Raw genomic sequence first — 6,435 nt, 5'->3', positions numbered from 1 at the left:
CAGCAACAACAGGGACCCGGCCGTGGCCGCGATGTACAGGCTACCATGGAAGTATCGCTGGAAGATGCCTATTCCGGTGCTACCCGGCAGGTGGAGGTAAATGGCAGCCGGCTGAACATTAAACTAAAGCCTGGTTTGCACGAAGGTCAGGTAATACGATTGAAAGGGAAAGGCAACCCTGGCCGCAAAGGTGGCGAAAACGGCGACCTGCTCATCACCATTCAGCTGGCGCCACATCCTAAATTTGAACTGAAAGGACAGGATATTTATACAGATTTGGCCTTGCCTTTGTATACCGCTGTATTGGGAGGCAAAACGATCGTATATACACCCGGCGCCGACCTGAACATGAATATACCCGCAGGTACCGACAGCGGCAAAGTGTTCCGGTTAAAAGGGAAAGGAATGCCAGCCTACGATAATGGTGGAACGGCAGGAGATTTATACATCAAGGCAATGGTGCATATACCAAAAAATCTTTCCGAAAAGGAAAAAGAACTGTTTCAGCAACTTTCACAATTAAATGAGAATGGGCATGCTTAAACTTTTTGATTACCTGGAAGAAGTGATTTCGACAGAGCGGATTTCACAGCTGAATAACCCATCACTGTTATACACCGCCAGCGAAATCATGCAGGAACTGGGCTACGGTCAGTCCGGTATGGAACAGGAACCACTGGACAGGGCCATGCACGCTTGTGCAGCCTTGAACATCCCGGTGGACTTTAATTTCAAGAAAGTATATTGTTTTAAAGATGGCGAGCTAACCACCGACTGGCAATTATCAGAACTGGCTACTTACCTGTTCATGATTAATTGTAACCCGTTGAATCCTTTTGTCGCTAAAGCGCAACTGATCTTTATGATGAAAGACCGGGTATGAGAGATATCAACCGGACAGGTATCCTGATAGTAGTTATTATGGGCACTACAATGGCCGGAATAGATTCCAGCATTGTTAATATATCCCTTCCCGTTATGAGCAAGCAGTTTAACTGTACGCTTTCGGAAATTGAATGGGTAATTACGGTGTACATGCTTAGTTTTTCTGTATTGATGCCATTGACCAACTGGCTGAAAAACAGAATTGGTTTTTTTAATCTTTATATCGGGGCCATTTCCCTTTTTACACTTGGCTCGCTGATGTGTGCTTTATCTACCAACCTGGATTCTCTCCTGATTGCACGGGTTGTTCAGGCTTTAGGTGGTGGCGCAATGGCGCCTACATCAATGGCCATTATTTCCTATGTATTTCCAGCCCGGGTACGCGGTACGGTATTGGGCTGGTGGGGATTGGGAAATCTCGTAGGGCCTGCGCTGGGACCAACTTTAGGGGGAATTCTCACAGAAAAATTTGGCTGGCCTTCTATCTTTTATATCAATCTCCCTATAGGTATACTTACCGTGGCACTGGCTTTCCAATATCTGGGCGTACTGCGTAAGCAGCCCAAACTCAAGCTGCCATTTGATCTTACCGGTTTTGTGGCGCTCACGATCTTCCTGGTGTGTTTACAGTATGGTATTGCCAGAGCAGAAGTACTGGGGATCACTTCTCCCGAAATACTGGTTACGCTGGCAGTATCGCTGCTGGCATTTGCTTTTTTTATATGGATAGACAAACAAAAAAAGGACCCTATCATGGACCTGACCTTGTTTGCCAATTATTCTTTTGTGAGTTGTATCCTCGTGACTATTTCCCGGTCTGCCGCTTTGTTTGGCGGCCTTTTCCTCATGCCTTTCCTGCTGCAGGAGCAAATGGGTTTTTCAGAAGGGATTTCCGGATTGCTCATCCTGCCTAATTCCGTTTTTATGGCCGCCATGATGCCCTTTGCGGGCCGGTGGTCAGATAAGCATGGTTCCAGGGAAATTTCTATACTTGGCATCTCCTTGCTGGCAATATCCATGTACCTGTTTTCCGTGCTGGACAGGGGGAGCAGTACCAACAGTGTGATTGTTGCCATGGTGGTGCGGGGACTGGGTATGGGCTTATTGCTGGCGCCGTTGAACGCTGCTACCCTGAGTGCCGTAAGGCCCAGCGAGGTGACCATGGCCTCCTCTATCAGTACGCTGATGCAGCAGGTAGGCGGTGCTATTGGGATTGCCGTATTGGCCATCGTTACGCAGGCTGCTTACAATAAACATGTATTGGCCGGATTGTCTAATATGCCGGCTCATCACCTGGCACTACGTGAAGGATTTAATATTTCCCTGATCATATTACTGGTAACCCTGATACCCGCGTGGTTCCTGCCCCGCAGAAATGTGGTATTGAAAGATACCGATGCACATATAGATACCTGATTTTTTTACTGCATGATTATTGGGTAATATCGTTGAACTTTCGGTATTTATGGCAACAATTGGTAAGAAGCACATCCTGATGATTGATGATGATGAAGATGATTTTTTCCTCGTAAATTCTTTATTACAGGATATTTCACCGGATCAATATGTGCTGCAGTGGGTGTCTTCCTATAAAGAGGGGCTATTGGCAATAGAGGCACGGGCACACGATCTTTACCTGGTAGACTACCGCCTCGGGGCGCATACAGGGATTGATGTGTTGCATCATTTCCGCAATCTGGGATATAAAGCCCCGGTGATCCTGTTTACCGGCAAAGGAGATTACCATATTGATAAAGAGGCCATGCAGGCCGGTGCAGCAGATTATCTTGTAAAAAGTGAAATCAATGCCGCCTTGCTGGAAAGAGCCATTCGTTATACCCTGGATAAGTTTAATCATCTCCTCGCTATCGAAAAAAGTGAAAAACGTTACTTCAGCATTTTCGAAAAATCCAACGATCTTATTCTGCTGGCCGACTGTGAACACAAGATAGTAGCGGCTAACCCCGCGGCATTGAACGTGTTGAATTATGGTGAAGAGGAACTGTACAGTAGTCATCTGCAGGGATTGTTTGCGGAAGAACTGGTCATTAAAGAATTTCTCGAACAGCTTTGCTCTGAAGAAGGTGTGGTACAGAAAGAATATGTTTTCCGCCGTAAATCAGGACAGCAGCTGGATGTTATGATGAATGCTTCCCTGCTCGATGAAAAAAAACAGTTGTATTTATGTATCATCCAGGATATTACTGCGCGCAAACGTAAAGAAAGGGAAAAACAACAGCAGGAAAAATTTGCGATAACGGGTCGTATAGCCCGTTTAATTGCCCACGAAGTACGCAATCCCCTCACTAATATTTTGCTGGCCGTTTCCCAGATTAAAACGGAGCCGGTGGCCGAAACGGAAGATGCACAGCTGTACCTCGATATCATGGAGCGCAACTGCCATCGTATTAATCACCTGGTAACAGAACTGTTGCAATCTACCCGCATGTCTGAGCTGAACATGCTGCCCATGGGTCTGAATATCTTGCTGGAAAAGGCGTTGCACCTGGCAGCTGATCGCCTGCAACTGAATAATATTGCGGTGGTAAAAGAACTTTGTCAGCCGGATTGTAAAATTTTGGCAGATGAAGACAAAATCCTCATTGCATTTCTGAATATTATTATCAATGGCATTGAAGCGATGAAAGCCGGCGAAGGCCGGTTGGGGCTTCACTCCTGGCAGGATGCCGAACGGGTATTTGTTCGTATATCCGACAACGGTAGTGGTATCTCCGAGCAGAATCTGGCTAAATTATTTGAACCGTTTTTTACCAATAAAACAAAAGGTACCGGGTTAGGTCTTACCGCTACCCAGAATATTATACTCCAGCATCATGGCAGTATAGCGGTAGATAGTAAGCTGGGAGAAGGTACCAGCTTCCTGATCAGCTTCCCGGTGGAAGTTAGCGAATAGTGGGGAGGGGATCGCCTTCGGCGATTGTCTTTGTCCAGGATTAGGTTGATTTTGATGATTTTCAGGATTATTATTTTTTGATAAAAAAGATGAAGGGGAGATATGGGCGGATCGGCCTATATCTCCCCTTCATCTTTTTATAATCTTTCAAAATCACAACAAACAAAAATCATCAAAATCAACCTAATCCTGGACAAAGACAATCGCCGAAGGCGATCCTTCCGCTGCATTTCGCTAATCGCCAGTTTCTGCTTTGATGCCCGTTTGCGTAAAAATGATTTTACGTTGTTTGTACAGATTGCCGATGGTCATTTTAAATGTTTTCTTACTCATCCCAAAGAATTCCTGGATTTCTTCCGGCGTAGATTTATCATGATAAGGCAGATAGCCATCATTTTCCTGCAGGAGTCGTAATACTTTCTCCGCTTCATCTTCTACCCTTTCAAATCCAGGTTTGCCGATGATCAGATCTATTTTATCTTCTTTGATCTGGCGTACAAAGCCTTTCATTTTATCACCAATTTCCAGGGAGCGGAAAATTTCGTTGTGGTGCAGGATGCCGGTGTGGAGGCTGTTGATAATCGCCACAAAACCGATATCGGTGCGGCGATAGATGACCAGGTCAACGGCATCTTTTTCTTTTACGGTCAGGTTTTCATTGCTGAGGAACCTATCCAGTTTTTCGGTGGCCGCCAGTCGGCCGGTTTGCTCATCGATGTATATTTTTACCAGGTATTCCTGTCCTGGCGCCATACGGGTGAGTTGTTGAGACGTGGCCACAAAGAGATCTTTCATGAGTCCCCAGTCGAGAAAGGCGCCTTGTTTGGTAACGCTCACGGTTTTCAGCAGCACTATGTCGCCTACAATACCAAACGGACGCTGGGTGGTGGCGATAAGGCGGTTTTCAGAATCATGATACAGAAATACTTCGAGCTCGTCGCCCACGCGTGTTCCTGCTGGCACAAACCGTGTAGGGAGCAGGATTTCCTGATCTATTCCTTCCAGGTACACACCAAAATCAGCTTCTTTTTTTACCCTTAACTGGTTGTATTCACCCACCTTTATCATAAAATTCAATTAATTGTCAGGGTGCAAGTTACTTATAGATTGCCGGATTGCGAGAATCATATTCTCCTTACTTTTGTAATCATCAGCTATTCAGCGAGTACTGTAATTCCCTAATGACTGATTTAAACCAACCAAACCATCTTATGACGATTTTATCATTCACCCTGATCCTCCTAGGCGGCGCCTTTATGGCCGGGCTGCTGGGGTCGCTGACCGGTTTAGGGGGCGGCGTAGTGATCATTCCCTTACTCGCCCTTGTATTTCATGTCGACATCCGCTATGCTATTGGTACTGCGTTGGTGGCGTCTATTGCCACTTCTTCCGGATCGGCTTCTGCCTACGTAAAAGAAGGCATTACCAACATCCGGCTGGGCATGTTCCTGGAAATAGCCACTACCACAGGCGCTGTGGTGGGAGCGTTGATTGCCGTGTACATGCCTACCAATGTGGTGGCGGTTATTTTTGGGCTGGTACTCATTTTCTCATCCCTGATGTCTTTCCGCAAGAAAATGGAAATGCCCACAGGAGCGCAAAAGAGCAAACTGGCGACGCAGCTGCGGCTCAACAGTAGTTATCCTACTGCAGAAGGAACGGTTAACTATGAAGTACACCATGTGCCCGGCGGTTATTTCATGATGACTTTCGCCGGTGTGATGTCGGGCTTACTGGGCATCGGTTCCGGTGCATTAAAGGTATTAGCCATGGATAACATCATGCGTATTCCTTTTAAAGTATCCACTACCACCAGCAATTTTATGATTGGGGTAACGGCGGCAGCCAGTGCAGTGGTGTACCTGCAGCGAGGCTATATTTCTCCCGGATTATGTATGCCGGTGGTATTGGGCGTGTTGGCCGGGGCTTTTGCCGGCTCCAAACTACTGACCCGAGCTAATGTGAAATGGTTACGTATAGTCTTTAGCGTTGTTATCGGTTTCCTGGCGCTGCAGATGATTTATAATGGGGTGACCGGAAAATTATAAACGATGAAGCAACTATTTTCAAATTATTTCCGGGACAAAGACATTCAGCAGCTGATAGGAAAACAATTACGCGTAGGCGTGGTCGTTTCCAGTATCATCGTATTTATTGGCGGTGTGATTTATCTGAGCCGCCATGGTCATGAACAGCCCTCCTATCGCGACTTTATCGGTGTGCGGGATGGATTGGCCGATCTGCCGGGGATCTGGCAGGGCGTGCTGGAGAACAGAGGCATGAATATTATTCAGCTGGGCGTGGTATTACTGATTGCAACGCCTATTATTCGTATAGCCTTTTCAGTTATAGCCTTTCTGATAGAGAAGGATTACCTGTATGTGGTGATCACCCTGATTGTATTGGGGATTATTTTATATAGTATGCTGGGGGGATTGGCGGGATAAGGGAGCGGAGGGGATCGCCTTCGGCGATTGTCTTTTTCAGGATTATACTGATTTAGATGATTTTCAGGATTTTATTTTATTCTAATAGATGGGAGAGATAAAAGCATATCTGCTTGTATCTCCCCCATCTATCTTTTAATATTTTAGTATAAAAATCGGAAAAATCATCTAAATCAGTATAATAAGTGT

The 6,435-nt window shown here is 45.9% G+C and carries 7 protein-coding genes; 6 read left to right on the top strand and 1 reads right to left on the bottom strand.

From position 1 onward, the window contains the following. The 4 genes from VIP81_RS03360 to VIP81_RS03345 all read left to right on the top strand — a co-directional run. A partial coding sequence (locus VIP81_RS03360) for a J domain-containing protein (protein ID WP_331957062.1) occupies positions 1 to 543 on the top strand: 543 nt, incomplete at its 5' end. Beyond that, positions 536 to 883 (top strand): hypothetical protein, encoded by a 348-nt coding sequence (locus tag VIP81_RS03355; protein ID WP_331957061.1) that lies wholly within the window; start codon positions 536 to 538, stop codon positions 881 to 883. The genes VIP81_RS03360 and VIP81_RS03355, both read left to right, overlap by 8 nt. After that, complete coding sequence (locus VIP81_RS03350) at positions 880 to 2,301, top strand: DHA2 family efflux MFS transporter permease subunit (RefSeq protein ID WP_331957060.1); 1,422 nt, start codon at positions 880 to 882, stop codon at positions 2,299 to 2,301. The genes VIP81_RS03355 and VIP81_RS03350 overlap by 4 nt, the downstream gene beginning before the upstream one ends. Before the next feature lie 49 nt (positions 2,302 to 2,350). Beyond that, positions 2,351 to 3,799 carry a hybrid sensor histidine kinase/response regulator gene (locus VIP81_RS03345; RefSeq protein WP_331957059.1) on the top strand — a complete coding sequence of 483 codons (1,449 nt, stop codon included), beginning with the start codon at positions 2,351 to 2,353 and terminating at the stop codon, positions 3,797 to 3,799. A gap of 234 nt (positions 3,800 to 4,033) precedes the next feature. On the opposite strand, the gene VIP81_RS03340 is transcribed toward VIP81_RS03345, so the two are convergent. Next, positions 4,034 to 4,867 carry a CvfB family protein gene (locus tag VIP81_RS03340; protein ID WP_331957058.1) on the bottom strand — a complete coding sequence of 278 codons (834 nt, stop codon included), beginning with the start codon at positions 4,865 to 4,867 and terminating at the stop codon, positions 4,034 to 4,036. 143 nt (positions 4,868 to 5,010) lie between these two features. Between VIP81_RS03340 and VIP81_RS03335 the strand changes: the two genes are divergently transcribed. Beyond that, the gene (locus VIP81_RS03335) at positions 5,011 to 5,847 is read left to right on the top strand and encodes a sulfite exporter TauE/SafE family protein (protein ID WP_331957057.1); all 837 of its coding nucleotides are present in this window, start codon (positions 5,011 to 5,013) and stop codon (positions 5,845 to 5,847) included. Positions 5,848 to 5,850: 3 nt separating this feature from the next. Further along, positions 5,851 to 6,246 carry a DUF1634 domain-containing protein gene (locus VIP81_RS03330; RefSeq protein ID WP_331957056.1) on the top strand — a complete coding sequence of 132 codons (396 nt, stop codon included), beginning with the start codon at positions 5,851 to 5,853 and terminating at the stop codon, positions 6,244 to 6,246. Positions 6,247 to 6,435 lie beyond the last annotated feature (189 nt).

This window comes from Chitinophaga sp., from assembly GCF_036566945.1.
Classification (GTDB): domain Bacteria; phylum Bacteroidota; class Bacteroidia; order Chitinophagales; family Chitinophagaceae; genus Chitinophaga.
The sequence above is the reverse complement of the archived record's forward strand: the minus strand, read 5'-3'. Positions and strand labels throughout refer to the sequence as shown.

Excerpts from the sequence above, each read along its gene's own strand:
- VIP81_RS03355 (WP_331957061.1), top strand. The coding sequence starts at position 536 with ATGCTTAAACTTTTTGATTACCTGGAAGAAGTGATTTCGACAGAGCGG.
- VIP81_RS03350 (WP_331957060.1), top strand. The coding sequence starts at position 880 with ATGAGAGATATCAACCGGACAGGTATCCTGATAGTAGTTATTATGGGC.
- VIP81_RS03345 (WP_331957059.1), top strand. The coding sequence starts at position 2,351 with ATGGCAACAATTGGTAAGAAGCACATCCTGATGATTGATGATGATGAA.
- VIP81_RS03340 (WP_331957058.1), bottom strand. The coding sequence starts at position 4,867 with ATGATAAAGGTGGGTGAATACAACCAGTTAAGGGTAAAAAAAGAAGCT.
- VIP81_RS03335 (WP_331957057.1), top strand. The coding sequence starts at position 5,011 with ATGACGATTTTATCATTCACCCTGATCCTCCTAGGCGGCGCCTTTATG.
- VIP81_RS03330 (WP_331957056.1), top strand. The coding sequence starts at position 5,851 with ATGAAGCAACTATTTTCAAATTATTTCCGGGACAAAGACATTCAGCAG.